This is a genomic window from Patulibacter minatonensis DSM 18081 (genome assembly GCF_000519325.1).
Lineage (GTDB): Bacteria > Actinomycetota > Thermoleophilia > Solirubrobacterales > Solirubrobacteraceae > Patulibacter > Patulibacter minatonensis.
The window spans coordinates 879,815-897,786 of the sequence record NZ_KI912613.1 but is presented as its reverse complement, the minus strand read 5'-3'; the positions used below and the strand labels follow the sequence as shown (position 1 = coordinate 897,786).

Annotated in this window: 17 protein-coding genes; 14 read left to right on the top strand and 3 right to left on the bottom strand. The window is 73.4% G+C overall.

Features of this window, described 5'->3' with window-relative positions; all coding sequences use genetic code 11:
* The 5 genes from PATMI_RS0104140 to PATMI_RS0104120 all read left to right on the top strand — a co-directional run bounded on the left by PATMI_RS0104140 (position 1) and on the right by PATMI_RS0104120 (position 5,824).
* Positions 1 to 735 carry an SDR family NAD(P)-dependent oxidoreductase gene (locus PATMI_RS0104140; protein WP_026909962.1) on the top strand — a complete coding sequence of 245 codons (735 nt, stop codon included), beginning with the start codon at positions 1 to 3 and terminating at the stop codon, positions 733 to 735.
* Positions 735 to 1,928, top strand: a complete 1,194-nt coding sequence (locus PATMI_RS0104135) for a thiolase family protein (RefSeq protein ID WP_026909961.1) — start codon at positions 735 to 737, stop codon at positions 1,926 to 1,928. Before PATMI_RS0104140 ends, PATMI_RS0104135 begins: the two co-directional genes overlap by 1 nt.
* Positions 1,929 to 3,152, top strand: coding sequence for an acetyl-CoA hydrolase/transferase family protein (locus PATMI_RS0104130; protein WP_051471034.1), 1,224 nt, complete (start codon positions 1,929 to 1,931; stop codon positions 3,150 to 3,152). It begins immediately after the preceding gene.
* A gap of 238 nt (positions 3,153 to 3,390) precedes the next feature.
* Positions 3,391 to 4,977 carry an AMP-binding protein gene (locus PATMI_RS0104125; protein ID WP_051471033.1) on the top strand — a complete coding sequence of 529 codons (1,587 nt, stop codon included), beginning with the start codon at positions 3,391 to 3,393 and terminating at the stop codon, positions 4,975 to 4,977.
* Between the two features lie 52 nt (positions 4,978 to 5,029).
* Positions 5,030 to 5,824 (top strand): enoyl-CoA hydratase/isomerase family protein, encoded by a 795-nt coding sequence (locus PATMI_RS0104120; protein ID WP_026909958.1) that lies wholly within the window; start codon positions 5,030 to 5,032, stop codon positions 5,822 to 5,824.
* 42 nt (positions 5,825 to 5,866) lie between these two features.
* Here the strand turns inward: PATMI_RS0104120 and PATMI_RS0104115 are convergent, their stop codons facing one another.
* Positions 5,867 to 6,886, bottom strand: coding sequence for an MBL fold metallo-hydrolase (locus PATMI_RS0104115; protein ID WP_026909957.1), 1,020 nt, complete (start codon positions 6,884 to 6,886; stop codon positions 5,867 to 5,869).
* Positions 6,887 to 7,217: 331 nt separating this feature from the next.
* Here PATMI_RS0104115 and PATMI_RS0104110 point away from each other — a divergent pair, with 331 nt between their 5' ends.
* The 6 genes from PATMI_RS0104110 to PATMI_RS27265 all read left to right on the top strand — a co-directional run bounded on the left by PATMI_RS0104110 (position 7,218) and on the right by PATMI_RS27265 (position 12,615).
* Positions 7,218 to 8,438 carry an ABC transporter substrate-binding protein gene (locus tag PATMI_RS0104110; protein WP_026909956.1) on the top strand — a complete coding sequence of 407 codons (1,221 nt, stop codon included), beginning with the start codon at positions 7,218 to 7,220 and terminating at the stop codon, positions 8,436 to 8,438.
* A gap of 71 nt (positions 8,439 to 8,509) precedes the next feature.
* Complete coding sequence (locus PATMI_RS0104105) at positions 8,510 to 9,364, top strand: branched-chain amino acid ABC transporter permease (protein ID WP_026909955.1); 855 nt, start codon at positions 8,510 to 8,512, stop codon at positions 9,362 to 9,364.
* Positions 9,361 to 10,446 carry a branched-chain amino acid ABC transporter permease gene (locus PATMI_RS0104100; protein ID WP_026909954.1) on the top strand — a complete coding sequence of 362 codons (1,086 nt, stop codon included), beginning with the start codon at positions 9,361 to 9,363 and terminating at the stop codon, positions 10,444 to 10,446. Before PATMI_RS0104105 ends, PATMI_RS0104100 begins: the two co-directional genes overlap by 4 nt.
* Complete coding sequence (locus PATMI_RS0104095; RefSeq protein ID WP_026909953.1) at positions 10,443 to 11,147, top strand: ABC transporter ATP-binding protein; 705 nt, start codon at positions 10,443 to 10,445, stop codon at positions 11,145 to 11,147. Before PATMI_RS0104100 ends, PATMI_RS0104095 begins: the two co-directional genes overlap by 4 nt.
* Positions 11,144 to 11,836 carry an ABC transporter ATP-binding protein gene (locus PATMI_RS0104090; protein ID WP_036725205.1) on the top strand — a complete coding sequence of 231 codons (693 nt, stop codon included), beginning with the start codon at positions 11,144 to 11,146 and terminating at the stop codon, positions 11,834 to 11,836. The genes PATMI_RS0104095 and PATMI_RS0104090 overlap by 4 nt, the downstream gene beginning before the upstream one ends.
* Positions 11,833 to 12,615 carry an enoyl-CoA hydratase/isomerase family protein gene (locus tag PATMI_RS27265; RefSeq protein WP_051471032.1) on the top strand — a complete coding sequence of 261 codons (783 nt, stop codon included), beginning with the start codon at positions 11,833 to 11,835 and terminating at the stop codon, positions 12,613 to 12,615. The genes PATMI_RS0104090 and PATMI_RS27265 overlap by 4 nt, the downstream gene beginning before the upstream one ends.
* 119 nt (positions 12,616 to 12,734) lie before the next feature.
* On the opposite strand, the gene PATMI_RS0104080 is transcribed toward PATMI_RS27265, so the two are convergent.
* Positions 12,735 to 13,301 (bottom strand): DUF4333 domain-containing protein, encoded by a 567-nt coding sequence (locus PATMI_RS0104080; protein ID WP_026909951.1) that lies wholly within the window; start codon positions 13,299 to 13,301, stop codon positions 12,735 to 12,737.
* A gap of 148 nt (positions 13,302 to 13,449) precedes the next feature.
* Between PATMI_RS0104080 and PATMI_RS0104075 the strand changes: the two genes are divergently transcribed.
* The 3 genes from PATMI_RS0104075 to PATMI_RS33845 are packed head-to-tail and all read left to right on the top strand — an operon-like array spanning position 13,450 to position 16,370.
* Positions 13,450 to 14,193: an SDR family oxidoreductase gene (locus PATMI_RS0104075; protein ID WP_026909950.1), complete on the top strand. Its 744-nt coding sequence runs from the start codon at positions 13,450 to 13,452 to the stop codon at positions 14,191 to 14,193.
* A gap of 16 nt (positions 14,194 to 14,209) precedes the next feature.
* Positions 14,210 to 15,202 carry an NADPH:quinone oxidoreductase family protein gene (locus PATMI_RS0104070; protein ID WP_026909949.1) on the top strand — a complete coding sequence of 331 codons (993 nt, stop codon included), beginning with the start codon at positions 14,210 to 14,212 and terminating at the stop codon, positions 15,200 to 15,202.
* A gap of 52 nt (positions 15,203 to 15,254) precedes the next feature.
* Positions 15,255 to 16,370 (top strand): helix-turn-helix transcriptional regulator, encoded by a 1,116-nt coding sequence (locus PATMI_RS33845; RefSeq protein WP_051471031.1) that lies wholly within the window; start codon positions 15,255 to 15,257, stop codon positions 16,368 to 16,370.
* A gap of 254 nt (positions 16,371 to 16,624) precedes the next feature.
* Here PATMI_RS33845 and PATMI_RS37200 read toward each other — a convergent pair whose 3' ends face one another.
* Entirely contained in the window at positions 16,625 to 17,881 is a 1,257-nt protein-coding gene (locus tag PATMI_RS37200; protein ID WP_051471030.1) for a hypothetical protein, read from the bottom strand.
* Between the last annotated feature and the right edge of the window lie 91 nt (positions 17,882 to 17,972).

Genomic DNA, 17,972 nt, shown 5'->3' with positions numbered 1-17,972 from the left:
GTGCGGGGCCTGAAGGGGCGCGTCGCGCTCGTCACCGGAGCGGGCGCCGGCATCGGCGCCGCCGTCGCCATGCGCCTGGCCGAGGAGGGCGCGCTCGTCGCCGTCGTCGACCGCGACGAGGCCGCCGCCAAGGCGGTCGCGTCGAAGCTGGAGGGCGCCGTCGGCATCGGTGCCGACGTGGCCGACACCGCGCAGGTCGCCGCCGCCGTGGCCGAGGCCGCGAAGCTCGGCGACCACATCCACATCGTCGTGAACATCGCGGGCAACAGCCGCCCGGCCATGTTCAAGAAGATGGAGGAGGAGGCCTTCCAGTCCGTGCTGGACGTCCACCTCACCGGCACCTACCGCGTCACGCAGGCCGCGCTCCCGCACCTGCCGGAGGACGGCACCGGCCGGATCCTCACGACGACGTCGGCCGCCGGGCTCGTCGGCACGATCGGGCAGGCGAACTACGCCGCGGCGAAGGCCGGCCTGATCGGCCTGACGAAGTCGCTGGCCAAGGAGCTCGCGCGCAAGTCGATCACCGCCAACGCCGTCGCCCCGCTGGCGGCGACCGCGATGACGGAGACCGTCCGCACGAACCCGAAGTTCGCGGAGAAGCAGCTCGAGCGCATCCCGCTCGGGCGCTGGGCCGAGCCGGCCGAGGTCGCCGGGACGTACGCGTTCCTGGCCTCCGACGACGCGGCGTACATCACCGGTCAGGTCGTGACCGTCGACGGCGGGACCGTGATCTGATGGCGGACGTGACGAGCCCGTTCCTCGAGAACGGCCGCGAGGCCCTGGTCGTCGAGGCCACCCGCACGGCGATCGGCCGCTCCCACGCCGAGAAGGGGATCTTCCGGGACACGCACCCGAACGTCCTCCTCGGCGCCTGCTACACCGAGCTCCTCGAGCGCACCGGCATCCCGGCCGGCGACATCGAGGACATCATCGTCGGCTGCACCGCCCCGTTCGGCGAGCAGGGCCGCAACATCGCCCGCAACGCGTGGCTGCAGGCGGGGTACCCCGCCGAGGTCCCCGCGATCACGATCGACCGGCGCTGCGGCTCGGCCCAGTCGGCCGTCGCGTACGCCGCGGGCCTCGTCGCATCCGGCAGCCACGACCTCGTGATCGCCGGCGGCGTCGAGCACATGCAGCACGTGCCGATCGGGTCGCCGCTCGAGGTCCAGAAGCTCTACGGCGACCCGTGGCCGCAGGAGCTGAAGGACCGCTATGCGTTCGTCGGCCAGGGCGAGAGCGCCGAGCTCATCGCCGACCGCTGGGAGATCTCGCGCTCCGCGATGGACGACCTCGCCGTCGAGTCCCACCGTCGCGCCCACCAGGCGACGGAGGAGGGGCGCTTCACGAAGGAGATCGTCGTCCTCGAGACGCCCCACGGTCCCGCCGCGACCGATCAGGGCATCCGGCCGGACACCAGCGTCGAGGGGCTCGCGAAGCTGAAGACGCCCTTCCGTCCCGAGAACGGCAGGATCACCGCCGGCCACTCGTCGCAGCTCTCCGACGGCGCGTCCGCGGTGCTCGTCGCCAGCCGGGCCGCCGCCGAGAAGTACGGGCTCGCCCCGCGCGCCCGCGTCGTCGACCAGACGACCGTCGGCGTCGACCCGATCATCATGCTGACCGGCCCGATCCCGGCGACCCGCAAGCTGCTCAGCCGCACGGGTCTCACGATCGGCGACTTCGACCTGATGGAGGTCAACGAGGCGTTCGCGTCCGTCGTCCTCGCGTGGGAGAAGGAGCTGAAGGCCGACCTCGGGAAGACGAACGTCAACGGCGGCGCGATGGCCCTCGGCCACCCCGTCGGCGAGACCGGCACGCGCCTGTTCGCGACGCTCCTGCACGAGCTCGAGCGCACCGACCAGGAGCTCGGCCTCGTGACGATGTGCTGCGGCGGCGGCCTCGGCACCGGCACGATCATCCAGCGGGTCTGAGTGCGCGAGCCGGTCGAGCTCTCCGCCGACGGGACCGACCTCGGGCCGATCCGGCCCGGGGACGGCGTCGTGTGGAGCCAGGCGTGCGCCGAGCCCACGCCGCTCGTCGACCGGCTGCTCGCGAGCTCGGACGCGCTCGCGCCCCTGAAGGTCTTCGTCGGCCTGAGCTGGCGCGACCTCGGGCCGCAGATCGCGGACGACGTCGAGGTCTACTCGTACGGGGCGCTCGGCCGGCTCGGGAAGGTCCCCGGCCTGCGCCCCGTGCCCTGCCACTTCTCGGCGCTGCCGCGCCTGTTCGCGGCGAAGGCGCTCCCCGGTGACGTCGCGCTCGTCCAGGTCGCTCCGCCCGACGCGGACGGTCGCTGCAGCCTCGGCGTCGGCGCCGACTACCTGGGCGACGCGCTGCGCCACGCCCGCGCGATCGTCGCGGAGGTCAACGACCGCTGCCCGCGCACCGCCGGCGCGTCGATCGCGTGGGACGACATCGACGCCTACGTCCGCACCTCGCGGCCGCTGCTCGAGGCCCCGTCCGGCGCCCCGCGCGAGGTCGACCTCGCGATCGCCGCTCACGTCGCGGAGCTCGTCTCCGACGGCGACACGCTCCAGCTCGGCGTCGGCGCGCTGCCGGAGGCGATCATGAGCGCGCTGTCCGGCCACCGCGACCTCGGCGTCCACTCGGGGATGATCTCCGACGGCGTGCTCGACCTCATCGAGGCGGGCGTCGTGACCAACGCGCGCAAGCCGACCGACGCGGGCGTCACGGTCACCGGCGCGGCCCTCGGCACCCAGCGGCTCTTCGACGCGCTGGACGGCCGGACCGACGTCGTCTTCGAGCCCGTGTCGCGCACCCACGACGCCGCGCGGCTGTCGACCGTCGGCCCGCTCGTCGCGGTCAACGGGGTCGTCGAGATCGACCTCACCGGCCAGGCGAACGCCGAATCGATCGGTCCGAAGCGGATCGGCGCGGTCGGCGGCCAGGTCGACTTCCTGCGCGCCGCCGCCGTCACCGGCGGCCGCCCGATCGTCGCGCTGCCCGGGAAGCGGATCACGACCACGCTCCAGGGCCCGGTCTCGACGTCCCGCAGCGACGTCGACTGGGTCGTGACCGAGCACGGCGCCCGCTCCCTCGCAGGCCTGACCGACGACGCCCGGCGCCGCGCGCTGCTCGAGATCGCCGGCCCGGAGCGGGCCGAGGAGCTGCAGCGCGCGGAATCCGGCGGGTGAGGGTGGGCGTGGCCGCGCGCCGCCCGACCGCCGACCGGGGGACGATCATCCGCCGTTGGGGCGAGGAACGCCCCGCGCGCGGATGTGAGGCTGCATACGGTCCTGCGCCCTGTGCGCGGACCGGCAGGACACCGGGGACCCGGGCGGTCCGGCCGTCGGAGCGCCACACCGGCGCCGACGGCGGGACGGCACCGCGGCCGCGGCAGGACGACCAGCAGACGGTGGAGGAGACAGGGCGATGAGCCAGACGGTGAAGTACGTCGGTGAGGACGGGAACGGCACGGTCGCCGACATCCTGCGCGCACGCGCGGAGCTGACCCCCGACGACACGTTCGTGCACTTCGACGGCACCGACGTGACGTACGCCGGGATGGTCGACCGCGCCGAGCGGGCCGCCGGGGCGCTCGCGGGCCTGGGCCTGCAGCCGGGCGACCGCGTCGCGACGGTGCTGCCCAACTCGCTGGAGCTGCTCGACGTCTGGATGGGCGCGGCGGTCGGCGGGTTCGTGCTCGTGCCCGTCAACACGGGGCTGAAGGGCGAGGGCCTGCGGTACATCCTCGAGCACTCCGAGTCCAAGGTCGTCGTCGTCGACGGGCCGCTGGCCGACACGCTCGCCGCGGCGCTGCCCGCGGACGCCGGGCCGCAGACGCGCCTGACGCGCGGCGTCGCCGACGCCGACGGGCGGACCGCCGCGGAGGTCCTCGCCGCCGGGACCCCCGCCTCCGGTGCCGCCGGCGACCCGGCCGGCCTCGCCACCATCCTCTACACGTCGGGCACGACCGGGCTGCCGAAGGGCGTCATGAACGGCCACCGGCCGTACCTGACCGCCGGCATCGAGTTCACGCAGAAGTTCCTGCGCGTCGGCACCGGCGACGTCCTCTACACGACGCTGCCGCTGTTCCACGTCAACGCGCAGATGCTGTCGGTGATGGGCTCGATCGTCTCCGGTCGCCCGCTGATCCTCTCGCCGCGCTTCTCGGCCTCGCGGTTCTTCGACGAGATCCGCGAGCACCAGGCGACGGTGTTCAACTACATCGGCGCGATGCTGACGATGCTCTACAAGCAGCCCGTCAAGGAGAACGACGCGCAGAACACGCTGCGACTGGCCGTCGGCGGCGCGGCGCCGAAGGAGCTGTGGCGCGACTTCGAGGCGCGGTACGGCCTCGACATCCTCGAGATCTACGGCCTGACCGAGACGGCGTGCTTCTGCCTCGGGTCGCCGCCGGACGACATCAAGCCGGGCAAGCTCGGCAAGGGCGTCTCGTGGGCGGAGGTCGACGTCCAGCACGAGGACGGCACCCGCGCCGCCGACGGCGAGCCCGGCGAGATCGTGGTCCGCCCGAAGAAGGACGACATCCTCTTCCGTGGCTACCTGAAGAACGAGGAGGCCACGGCCAAGGCGATGCGCGACGGCTGGTTCCTCACCGGCGACCGCGGCCGCCGCGACGACGACGGCTACCTCGTCTTCCTCGACCGCATGAAGGACGTCATCCGACGCCGCGGCGAGAACATCTCCTCCTACGAGGTCGAGCGCGCCGCGAACCTCCACGACGACGTCGCCGAGTCCGCCGCCGTCGGCGTCCCGTCCGACCTCGGCGAGGAGGAGGTCATGATCGTCGTCGTCCCGCGCGAGGGCGTCACGATCGACCCCGCCGCGATCCGCGACCACTGCGCCGAGCAGCTCGCGAAGTTCATGGTCCCGCGCTACGTCCTGATCCGCGACGCCCTGCCGAAGACCGCCACCCAGCGGGTGCAGAAGTTCGAGCTCCGCAAGGAGGGCTTCGAGGGCGCCTGGGACGCCGAGGCCGCGAAGGCCGGCGCGTGAGCGTCCCGCGCGCCACGACCACCACCGTCCCCCAGCCCGACAAGGACCCCGCATGAGCACCACCACCGAGTTCGCCGGCGTCGCCTACGCGGTCGCCGACGGCGTCGCCACGATCGACCTCGACACCCCCGACACGCGCAACGCGCTGTCGGACGAGCTGATGGGCTCGATCATCGCGGCGTTCCGCGCGGCGAAGGACGACGAGGACGTCCATTGCGTCGTCCTCGGGTCCACCCACCCGAAGACGTTCAGCTCGGGCGGCAACCTCGGCGGCTTCGCCAGCGACGTCCCGCTGACGCAGAAGCACCGCTCGATCCTGCTGTTCCCCGAGCTCTTCACGCTGATCGGGCAGCTCGGCAAGCCCGTGGTCGCGAAGATCGGCGGTCATTGCCTGGCCGGCGCGTTCGGGCTGACCCTCGCCTGCGACCTCGTGATCTCGTCCGACGCGGCCGTCTTCGGCACGCCGGAGATCAACGTCGGCGTCTTCCCCTTCATGATCGCGGCGCTGCTCTACCGCAACCTCCCGCGCAAGACCGCCACCGAGCTCATGCTGCTCGGCGAGCGCTTCGACGCGGAGGAGGCCAAGCGGATCGGCGTCGTCAACCGCGTCGTCCCGCACGACGAGCTCGACGCGCGGACGGCCGAGCTCGCACAGAAGCTCGCCGTCAAGTCGCCGCTCCTGATGAAGATCGGCAAGGACGCCCTCTGGCGCCAGGGCGACATGCCGCTCGAGGACGCCTGGGACTACCTGCGCTCGCAGCTCGCGCTCGCGTTCTCGACCGAGGACATCCAGGAGGGCGTCGCCGCCTTCAAGGAGAAGCGCGACCCGGTCTGGAAGGGCCGCTGACCGGACCGACCGGGTCCCGCCGTCCGCCCCCGGGCGGTGGGCTCACCGGGCGGCGTAGCGCAGGACGCCGTCGTCGACGGCGATCGCCACGGCGCCGTCGTCCGCCAGCAGGTCGAGCGACGCGACGGTGTCGCACAGCACGAAGTACGGGTGGACCCGGCGGCCCGGGTGCTGCCGGCGGACGAGGTCGTGGGCCGTCGCCGGTCCGGACTCCCGCAGCAGCCCGAGGATCCGCGCGGCCTCGTCCTCCTGCTCGGCCAGGCGCCGGGCGACGTTCGCCGCGACGTCCGTGACCGGCGGGCCGTGGCCGGTGATGGCGACGTCCGCGTCGAGCTCGCGGTCCAGGAGCAGCGACCGCCGCATCTCGAGCGCCCCGCTGATGCGCGGCAGGCTCCCGTCGGGTGCGTGCCGGCCCGCGGGAGGGTCGCCCTGCAGCGGCGGGGTGACGGTGGGGACGGGCGGACGACCGTCGAGGAGGTGGTCTCCGGCCACGAGCACGCCGCGCTCCGCGTCGAGCAGCACGACGTCGGAACGCGAGTGGCCCGGGCGGTGGTGGACCGTCAGGGTCCGATCGGCGAAGGCGATCGAGTCCCCGTCCGCCACGCCGCGGACGTCGGCGTCGGAGAGGTAGCCCGCGAAGTCGACGCGCGCCGACCACCAGCCGTCGATCTCCGCCCGCGGGACGCCGGCGCTCGTCATGAAGCGCCGGCACCAGCGGTCCGCGGCCTGCTGCGACGCGGCGGCGTCCCCGAGGAACGGCACGAGCCCCTCGAAGGCGACGACCTCCGCACCGCTGACCTCCGCCAGGGGCCCGGCCAGTCCTGCGTGGTCGGGGTGGTGATGGGTCAGCACGATCCGTCCGAGGTCGGCCGTGCGGTGCCCGAGCGCCTCGAGCATCCGGCCGACGGCCAGGAACGACGTCGCCGTGTTCGCCCCGGTGTCGACGAGGGTCAGCGGGTCGTCCTCGATCAGCCACAGGTTCACCGCGCCGACTGCGAACGGCGTCGGGAGCCGGAGCTCGGTGATGCCGTGCGGGTGCGGGGTCGGGGTCGGCGTGGCCATCGCCCGTCATCGTCCCGCGCGGGACGATGCGGCGGCGTCGACCCGGCCGTCCGGGCTCCGCCGGCACCGCGAGGCACGCGGGCCGTCCGCGTGGGAGGTTCCTTGCCGACCTCGTTGTGGGTGTCCACCCGCCAGCGCGAACAGCAGGTCGACACCCCGGTGTACGACATGCATCCCCCGTCAGGGGGACGAAGATGGCGCAAAGTGCACTCTTTAGGGGGTACGAGTGGCCCAGAAATGGCGATGCGTGATCCGCGTCACAGGAGTTGACTGACGCTCCACGAGGTCGGCACAGCCACGTGCCGGCCACCCATCGAGGAGAGAACGACAGATGCACAAGAAGCTGCTGGCGGCCGCCGTGCCGCTCATGGCGGTCGGGGCGATGACGGGCTGCGGGTCGAGCTCCGACTCCGGATCAGGCGGGAGCGGCGGCGACGGCGCCCCGCTGAAGATCGCGCTGATCCCGCCGTCCGGCGGCCCGCTCGCGGTCTTCGGCAAGGACTCGACGACGGCCTGGCAGTTCGCGGCCGACGAGGCCAACGCGAACGGCGGCGTCGACGGCCACAAGGTCGAGATCGTCACCTCCCAGACCGACGGCACCCCGGCGGCCACCGTCCGTGCGGCCCGCAAGGCGACGCAGGGCGGCGCCCGGTTCATCTCCGGCGTCATCACCTCGCCCGAGAACGGCGCGCTCCAGCAGCAGCTGCCGAGCATGAACGCGATCTCGTTCAACACGTTCGGCAAGGACGACGCCCTCACCGGCAAGCAGTGCAGTGCCAACGCCTACCGCACCGTGCAGAACACGGCGATGGACGTCGACGCGGTCGCGAAGTCGCTCGAGAAGCTCCCCGCCACGAAGTGGGCCATCCAGGCTGTCGACTACGCGACGGGCCGAACCGCCGCCAAGATCTTCACCGCCGCGGCCAAGCAGGCCGGCAAGCAGGTCGTCCTCACGCAGTACGCGCCGCTGAACACCACGGAGTTCGGCTCGTACATCACGAAGATCAAGAACAGCGGCGCCGACGGCGTGTTCGCGATCGAGTTCGGCGCCGACGGCGTCGCCTTCGTCAACCAGGGCGCGCAGTTCAAGCTCTTCCAGGGCCTGAAGAGCGTCCTCGGCTTCAACATGGTCTCCGAGCCCCTGTTCGACGCGCTCGGCGACAAGATCGAGGGCTTCTACAACAACATCGGCTACGTCCACCAGCTCGACAACGCGAAGAACAGGGCGTTCGTCGCAGCCTGGAAGGCGAAGAACGGCGGGAAGGACCCGTACTACGTGCAGGCCGACGCCTACCTCGGCGCGCAGACCCTGTTCGAGGCCGTGAAGAAGGCGAAGAGCGTCGACCCGGCCAAGGTGAAGACCGCGCTGGACAGCCTGAGCTTCGACTCGATCGTCGGCCAGGTCTCGATCCGCCCCGGCGACCACCAGATCCTGCGCGACTCCTACCTCGGACAGGTCGAGAAGCAGGGCTCCGGGCTCGGCTGGAAGGTCATCAACACCGTGCCCGCGTCCGAGACGCAGCCGCAGGCCGACCCCAGCTGCAAGCTCTGATCGACCCCGCTGCGGCGTAGCCCCGACCCCGGCTCCGGCCGGGGTCGGGGTCGCCTCCGGGACGGCTCCCTATGGACCTCGCGCAACTCCTCAACGGGCTCGCCTACGGCGCGCTCCTGATGATCCTCAGCTCCGGGCTGGCGATGATCTACGGCCTCCGCGGCGTGATGAACTTCGCGCACGGCGCCCTCTACATGCTCGGGGCCTACCTGGCCTACGAGGTCACGCAGCGCACGTCCTTCTGGGCCGCGCTCGTGCTCGCCCCGCTGCTCCTCGCCGCCGTCGGCGCCGCGCTCGAGCTCGGGGTCTTCCGCCGGCTGCAGCACCGCTCGCACATCGAGGTCGGGCTGGTGATGTTCGGCGCCGCGCTCATCATCGAGCGCACGATCGTCCTGATCTGGGGCGACGACACGCTGCCCGTCAAGGCACCCAGCGCGCTCGACGGCACCGCGAACGTCCTCGGCACGGACTACCCCGCGTACCGCCTCCTGATCATCGGCGTCGCCGCCGTGATGGCCGTCGCGCTCGTCCTCTGGCTCAAGCGCAGCCGCACCGGCCTGCACATCCGCGCCGCCAGCCACGACACCGAGACCGCGAAGATCCTCGGGATCGACGTCGACCGCGTGTCGCTCGTCGTCGTCGCGCTCGGCGCCGCACTCGCGGGCCTGGCCGGCGTCCTCGCCGCCCCGTACTTCTCCGTCCAGCCCGGCATGGGCCAGTCGATCCTGATCATGGTCCTGATCGTCGTCGTCGCGGGTGGCGTCGGCTCTATCGGCGGCGCCATGGTCGCCGCGCTCGCCCTCGGCCTGATCCAGACCGCCGGCAACGTGTGGATCCCGTCGGTCGCGGTCCTCGTGCCGTACCTCGTGGCCATCGCGGTCCTCCTGTGGCGGCCCTCCGGGCTCGCCGGAAAGCGCGTCGCATGAGCACCACCGCAGAGCAGGTCCCCAGCGAGGTCCCCGCGACCGACCCCGCGGCGCTGCTGGCGCCCGCGCCGGTCGGGTCCGGGCTGGACCGCCGCACCGTCCTGCGCGGCCTCGGCCTCGCGGTCGTCGTCCTGGTCGTCGGGCTGTTCGTGCCCGACGTGATCTCCGACCCGACGAACATGGGCATCGCGACCGACGGCGTCGTCCTCGGCATCCTCGCCCTGTCGATCGGCTTCCTCGCCCACCGCAGCGGCCTGATCTCGCTCGGCCACACCGCGTTCTACGGCGCGTCGGCCTACGGCCTGGCGATCGCCACGACGAGCTGGGACTGGTCGCCGATGCAGGCGATCGTCTTCGCCGTCCTCGGCGGGACCGTCCTCGGTCTCGTGATCGGCGCGTTCGTCGTCCGCACCCCGGGCGTGTCGTTCCTCGTCCTGACCCTCGCGATCGGGCAGGCGCTGCACCAGCTCGTCGTGCAGGACAGCGTCCGCGAGACCACCGGTGCCTACGACGGGCTGGCCGTCACGTGGGGCGCCGACGACAAGGTCGCCGGCATCGCCCAGGCCGACATCGGCAACGCCGCGACGTTCTGGCCGCTGGCCTGGGTCTCCCTCGTCGTCGTCCTCGTGGTCCTCTGGCTCGTCGGGCGCTCGCGCTTCGGCCGGGTGCTCGAGGCGATCCGCGAGAACGAGGAGCGCGCCCGGTTCTCCGGCTTCAACACGTACGTCCCGCGGCTGATCGCGTTCACGCTGAGCTCGGCGATCGCATCGCTGGCCGGCGCGCTGTTCGCGCTGAAGGCGAGCTTCGTCTCGCCCGACACGCTGAGCTTCGTGACGGCCGGCGACTCGCTGATCGCCGCGATCGTCGGCGGCTTCGCGACCCTCGTCGGCCCGCTCGTCGGCGGCGTCGTCTACATCTACGCCCAGAGCGAGCTCTCCGACAGCGGCAACCTGCAGCTGTTCACCGGCATCGCCCTCGTCGTCGCGGTGGTGTTCCTCCGCGGCGGGATCGTCGGCGCCGTCACCGACGGCGGGCGGAAGCTCCGCACCATCGTCCAGACCAGGAAGGGGGCCGGGCGATGAGCACCGCGCTTCAGGCCACCGGGGTCACCCTCCGCTACGGCGCGGTGACCGCGGTCTCCGACGTCGACATCAGCGTCGCGCCGGGGATCCTCCACGGCGTGATCGGCCCCAACGGCGCCGGGAAGTCGTCGTTCATGGACGCGCTCTCCGGCCGGCGGAAGCTCTCCGCCGGGACCGTGAAGCTCGGCGGGCAGGACATCACGCGGCGGTCCGTCACCTGGCGGCGGCGCAACGGGATGGCCCGGTCCTTCCAGAAGACCAGCGTCTTCGGGGCGATGACCGTCCGCACGCAGCTCGACATGGTCGCCCGCAAGACGGGCGAGGACGACCTCGACGGCATCGTCGACGCGCTGTCCCTGCGGCCGTACCTCGACGAGGTCTGCTCGTCGATCGCCTACGGCCACCAGCGGCGCGTCGATATCGCGATGGCGCTGCTCGGCCGACCGACGGTCGTGCTGCTCGACGAGCCCGGGGCCGGGCTGTCGGTCGAGGAGTCCGCCCAGATGTTCGACCACATCCGCGCGCTCTGCACCGACCGCGACGTGGCGGTGGTGCTCGTCGAGCACGACGTCGAGGGGGTCTTCCGCGTCTGCGACGAGATCACCGTCCTGAACCTCGGCGCCGTCCTGGCGTCCGGGACGCCCGCGGAGGTCCGCGCGCACCCCGACGTGATCGAGGCCTACCTGGGGAGCGAGGCATGACCACCCTGCTGCAGCTGAAGGACGTCCGCGCGTCGTACGACGGGGCGCTCGTCCTCGACGGCGTCAGCCTGCACGTCGACGCCGGCGAGACCGTCGGCCTCGTCGGCCGCAACGGCGCCGGCAAGACCACGACCCTGCTGTCGATCTTCGGCGTCCCGCAGGTCACCGGTGAGATCCTGGTCGAGGGGAAGGCGCTCGGGAAGCGCGGCTACGAGCCCGCCGCCCGGGGCGTCTCGATCGTCCCGCAGGAGAAGCGGATCTTCCCGAACCTCACGGTCACCGAGAACATCCTGCTCGGCGGCGCGTCGGGCCGGCGGGGACGGTGGACGGTGGAGACGCTCTTCGAGCTCTTCCCGAACCTCGCCCGCGGCAAGGACCGCCCCGGCGACCGGCTCTCGGGCGGCGAGCAGCAGATGCTCGCGATCGCCCGCGGCCTGATGGCCGACCCGAAGGTGCTCCTGCTCGACGAGCCGACCGAGGGCCTGGCCCCGGTGATCATCGACGAGCTGATCGACGCGCTGAAGGTGATCCAGGACAGCGGGACCGCGCTCGTCCTCGTCGAGCAGCACGTGCGCATGGTGCAGATGCTGGCCTCGCGGTTCGTGGCGCTCGGCAAGGGCCGCGTCGTCGCCGAGGGCGCGACCGCGGACCTCCAGTCGCGCGAGGTCCAGGAGCTGATCGCGCTGTGACCACGGACGACGACCGCGCGGTCGCCCTCGAGCTCGACGAGCACCGCGTCGGCGTCCTGCGGATCACCGCTCCACCCGGGAACGTCCTGACGCCGCAGCTGATGGAGGAGGTGATGGCCGCTCTCGACGTCTTCGAGGCGCGGCAGGGTCGCGTCCTGATCGTCGGCTCCGGCGTGCCCGGCGTCTTCGTCCTCGGCGGGGACGTCGAGCACGTCGTCGACGGCGGGGCGTCCCGCTTCGTGGCCTACATGCACGCCCAGCGCGAGCTGCTGGACCGGCTCGACGGCCTGGAGGCGACGACGATCGCGGCGATCGACGGGACCGCGACCGGCGGAGGTCTCGAGCTCGCGCTGTCGTGCACCATGCGCGTCGCGGCCCGGGGCTCCCGGCTGGGGCTGCCGCAGGTCCGGCTCGGCGTGATCCCGGTCGGTGGCGGCACGCAGCGGCTGCCGCGCATCGTCGGCCGCGGGCGCGCGCTCGACCTGCTCGTCACGGGCCGCACCGTCGACGTCGACGAGGCGTACGAGATGCACCTCGTCGACCGGCGGGCGGACACGGGCGGGGCGACCCTGGTGGCCGAGGCCATGGCGTCGCAGATCGCCCGCGCGTCCGGGCCGGCCGTCCGCGCGGCGCGACGGGCGGCGAACGCCGCGTCGGGGGACTCGTTCCCGCACGGCATGGCGGTCGAGGCGCGCGAGGCGCTCGCGCTGTTCGAGCGCGGCGAGGCCCGCGAGGGCCTGGCGGCGTTCCTCGACGACCGGCGGCCGGACTTCGCGTGAGGGGCGCCGGCCGGCCCGCCCCAGGGGCCGGCCGGGCCGGCGGTGCCCGGGCTCCGGCTCGGGCCCGATCGCCGGGCTACGTCGGACCGCCTGCCCGGCCGCTCGGGCCCGCCCGGCGCCTACGGGTTGGGCTTCGTGGCGACCTTCGCGTTGAGTGCCCCGCCCTGGTCCACGGTCACCCGCACGTCGAGCGCCGTGCCGTCCATCGTCGTCAGCGTGCAGGTGACGTCCGGCGTCGTCGGGACGGGGACCACCGCGGGACAGGTGACGCTGCGGGCCTCCTCACCGGCGCTCTTCTCGAGGGCCGACTTGGTCTGTGCCGCGATGACCGTCCCGCGGGCGCGGGCGGAGGTGGTCTTGACCGAGAACGAGCCCTTGCCGTCCTCCCACCGGGTGACGGAGCCCGTGATCACGAGCGTCGTCCCCTTGTCGTTCAGCCCCGTGCACGAGATCGGCGTCCCGGCCTTCCCCTCGATGCCGTCGCCGCACCGCACCTGCGTCACCGGGATCCCCTGCTCCTCGTACTGCTTCGTGATCGCGGCGACGACCTGGTCGCGCACGACCTTCGACTCGTCGTCCCCGGTCGAGACCGACGCCTCGCAGGCGGTGAGTCCGAGGAGGGCGACGCCGGCCGTCGCGGCGACCGTCGCGCGGCGGACGGCTGAACGGGCACGGATCGAAAGCATGCGGGCACTGTAGGTGGCGGGAGCGCCGGCGGCCGACGCGCTCGGGGGCAGCCACGAGGTGCGTGCCCGCGCCGCGTCGCTGTCGGGGTCGCCAGCCGGAGCCCGGGAGGCGGTCGCCCTGCCGTCGGGGACCGGCGACGATGGGCCGATGGCCGACCCGATCCGCGACCTCCCCTCCCGACCCCGTGCCCTCGTCACCGGTGCGGCGCGCGAGGGCGGGATCGGGCGCGCGATCGTGGAGCGCCTGGAGGCCGACGGCCTGGACGTGATCACGCTCGACAAGGAGCCCGGCTGCACGCACCAGGTCGACGTCGTCACGGGCGAGCTGCCGGACCTGTCGGACGTCGACGTCCTGGTCGGGAACGCCGCGCTGACGACGATGTTCGGCGCCGCGCACGCGATGCGCCTGGACCGCTGGCAGCGCGACCTGGACGTGAACCTCACCGGCACCTACCGCGTCGTGCAGGCCGTCCTGCCCGGGATGCGGGAGCGCCGCATCGGGCGGATCGTGCTGATCTCGTCCACCGCCGGCGTCCACGGGATGCCCGCGCAGATCGCGTACTCCACGTCGAAGGCCGGGATCCTCGGCATGATGCGCACGCTCGCCGCCGAGGGCGCGGCGCTCGGGATCACCGCCAACGCGGTGCTGCCCGGGATGACCGCGAGCTCCGGGATCCTCGGCATGCCCGAGCCGATCCAGGACGCGTGGCGGGCGACGATGCCGATGGGCGACTTCGTCCGGCCCCGGGACATCGCGGACGCCGTGGCGTTCTTCGCGTCGCCCGGCGCCTCGCGCGTGACCGGCCAGGCGCTGACCGTCGACGGCGGCCACGCCCTGAACACGATGTCGGTGACGTCCCCCGCCCTGCGCGCGGACGACGCCGCCCACTGACCGAAGGAGCAGGACCATGCAGGCGATCCTCGTCGAGGAGCTCACCGGGCCGGACGCCGCGAAGGTGACGGACGTGCCCGAGCCGGAGGGCGCGCACCCGCGCGCGGAGAGCGAGCGGCTGCTCGTGGAGGTCCACGCCGCCGGGCTGTCGTTCATCGACCCGCTGCAGACGCGCGGCAAGTACCAGGGCGGGATCGCGCCGCCGTACGTCGCGGGCAGCGAGCTCGCCGGCGTCGTGCTCGAGGCGCCCGACGGCTCCGGCTTCGCCCCCGGCGACCGGGTCGGCGGGATCGTCTGGCAGGGCGCGCTGGCCGAGCGGGCCCTCGCCCTGCCCGACTACACCGTGAAGCTGCCGGACACCATGAGCTTCGCGGAGGGCGCGTCGCTCTACATGAACTACTCGACCTCGTGGTTCGCGCTGCACCGCGCGGGCGTGCAGCCCGGCGAGACGTTCCTCGTGCACGGGGCCGCCGGCGGCGTCGGGACGGCCGCGCTCGACCTGGCGTCCGCGTTCGGCGCCCGCGCGATCGCGGTCGTCTCCAGCGACGAGAAGGCCGAGGTCGCCCGGCGGTGCGGCGCCGACGAGGTCGTCCGCTCCGACGGCCCGTGGCTCGACGAGGTCCGCGCGCTGACGGACGGCAAGGGCGTTCACGTCGTCATCGATCCCGTCGGCGGCGACCGCTTCACCGACTCCCTGCGGTCGCTGCGGATCGGCGGCCGGCTCGTCGTCGTCGGCTTCACCGGCGGCTCGATCCCCGAGATGAAGGTCAACCGGCTCCTGCTGCGCAACCTCACCGTCACGGGGATCGCGATGGACGTCATGGAGCGCGAGCAGCCCGGCACCCTGCGCCTCGTCCGCGACAGGGTCCAGGGTCTCGCCGACGAGGGTCGCCTGCGCCCGCTGGTCGGCGCGCGCTTCCCGTTCGCGGCGTCCGCCGACGCGCTCCGGTCGCTCGAGGACCGCTCGGCGGTGGGGAAGGTCGTGGTGGAGGTGCGGCCCGAGGGGTGAGCGGGACGCCCGCCCCGTCGGGACGACGCGGCCGACGGCGTACCCTGTGCGCGTGCCGCCCCGCTCACCCGACCGGCGCCTGACGGACCTCGTCGGCACGGTCTACGCCGTCGAGGACCTGGAGGAGTTCCGCGCCGGCCTGCTGCCCGCGCTGCTGCGCGCGGTGCCGGCCGACTGGGCGGCGTTCAACGAGGTCGACGACGACCCCGAGCGCACGTGGTGGGCGAGCGAGCCGCACCTGCCCGTCACGCCGGAGCAGGCCGAGCGGTTCGCGGCGCTGCTGCACCAGAACCCGATCCTCGCTCACGTCCACCGCACGCGCGACGGACGGCCCCGCCGGTTCTCCGACTTCCTCGACCGCGCCGCGTACCACCGGCTCGAGCTCTACCGCGAGTTCTACGCGCACGTCGGGGTCGAGCACCAGGTCGCGTTCACGCTGCCCTCGCGCCCGCCGATCGTCGTCGGGATCGCGCTGAGCCGCACCCACGACGACTTCACCGACGCGGAGGTCGGGCTGCTGCAGGAGGCCCGGCCGCACCTGATCCAGGCGTACCGCAACGCCGAGCTCGCGACCGCGCGCGAGGCCACGATCGCCGCGCTCGAGGCCGGGCTCGAGGCGCTCGGGTCGCCCGTCCTCGTCGTCGACGACCTCGGCCGGGTCGACCTGGCGACCCCGACCGCGCGGCGGCTCCTCGCCGGGCGGTTGGGTGGGCCCGCCGGCCGCTTGGCGCCCGACGTGATCCGGATGCTCGCCGACCGCCGGGCCGCGGCGGTCCCGTCGACCGAGCCGCTGCGGCTCGTCGACGGGGACCGGCCGCTCTCGATCCGGGTGCTCCGTGGCCCGGAGTCCGGCAGCCAGCTGCTCGTGGTCGAGCCGGGCGAGAGCGGCCTGACGATCCCCGCCCTCGAGGGCCTCGGTCTGACCGTGCGGGAGGCCGAGGTGCTCCGGTGGGTCGCCCTCGGCCGCCGCGGCCCGGACGTCGCGCGGGTGCTCGGCATCTCGCCGCGCACCGTCCACAAGCACCTGCAGAACGTCTACGCGAAGCTCGGCGTCGGCTCCGCGTCGGAGGCCGCGGCGACGGCGTGGGCCGCCGTCGGCATGCGGCTGCCGGCGGCGCCGGCGGACGAGACGTCGCGGCGCGTCGCGACGCGTCCCGGCGACGGCTGACCTCGAGGGTCGTCGCGGCGACGAGGGGGTCGTGGCGTGCGGGGCGAGGTCGCGGATGGTCGGTATCCGACCAGGGGTGACCTGCGTCCTCGGTGCGCGGCCCCGCGCGGTCACCGATGGTCGGTATCCGACCGGAAGTGACCTCCATCCTGGGGCTCGCGGCCCGTGCGGTCACCGATGGTCGGTGTCCGACCAGAAGTGACCTCCGTCCCCGGAGCGCGGCGCCGGCGGTCCCCCGCCGGCCCCCGGCCCGGTCAGCGCTTGACGGTGACGTAGGAGACGACGACCTTCGCGCCGCGGCCCGTGCCCGTCGCCGACGTGCGCAGGCGGATCCGGACCGCGCGCTTCGACGAGCGCAGCGCCTTGCGGGCCTTCGTCGTCAGCTTCACCGGGACGGTCCCGGTGCCGGCGGTCTTCAGGGTCACCTTGCCGCTCCCGACCGTCACGGTCGACGCCTTCTTCGGCACGCGCAGCCCGAGCTTCCTCGCCGTCGCCTTCGGGACCGTCGCGGTCGTCGCGCAGGCCCCGGCCACGTCGAGCGTGCACGTCGCCCGCACCCTGCCGGTGCGCCCGAGGTCGCGCAGCGTCTGGCGGGGGACGGCGACCTTCACGCCGACGGGCGTCGAGCCGCCGCCCGTCGTGCCGCCACCGCCGCCGCCCGTCCCGCCACCACCGGTGCCGCCACCGCCACCGCCGCCCCCTCCGGTCGCGGGCGCGCACGTCGCCCGCGTCGTGGCGCCGCGCGAGCGGGTGCCCTTGCCGTCGCACCACGTGAACTGCGCGGTCACGTCGAAGCCGGCCAGCCCGGTGCCGTTGCGGCCGCCGCCGCTGTCGTTCGGCTGCGAGCCGAGCGCCGGCCACATGCCCTCGGCGTCGAGGGTCCCGACCTGCGTGTAGGCGGACTGCCTCGTCTTGCCGTCGATCGCGAACAGGGGCAGGCTGCCGGTGTTCGACCGGGCGCTGATGCCGACGATGTCGTCCGTCTGGATCCCGGACTCCAGGTTGCGGTTCTGCTCGACCGGGAGATTCAGCGGGAACGTCGATGTCGTGTTCGGGGTCGGCTGGAACTCGTCCGACTGCGTCACGAAGACGCAGCACGAGGTGCCCGAGAACGGGGCCTTCGGCCCGAACGGCGTGAGCTGGCGGGCGACCACGACCCGCAGCGGGGCGGGGGTGGCACCGGAGCGGATCGTCACGCTCGTGACCGTGCCGTCGCCGGGCACGTAGCCCTTGCGGGTGTCGGCCTGGTCGCCGAAGACGCCGGTCAGCCACCACGTGCAGCTGTCGGTGCCGGACGCCGTCGGGACGTAGGTGTCGAAGTCCTGCATCGAGACCCACGGCCGCTGCTCGCAGCCCGGGACGACGTTGGGCGCGTTGTCGAGCCGGCTGCCGAAGGTGGCGGTCGCGGCGGACGCCGGTGGGGCGACGGCGAGGGCGCCGAGGAGGACCGCGAGCGCCAGGGCGACGGCGGCGCGGACGCGGTGGACAGGACGGATCGGTGGACGGCGCACGACCGCATGGTGGCAGCGCCGGGGCGCCACCTGGGGGCGATCGGTGCGGGGCTACGTCGGTCCTGCGTAGGCCCGGGCGCCGACCGTCCCG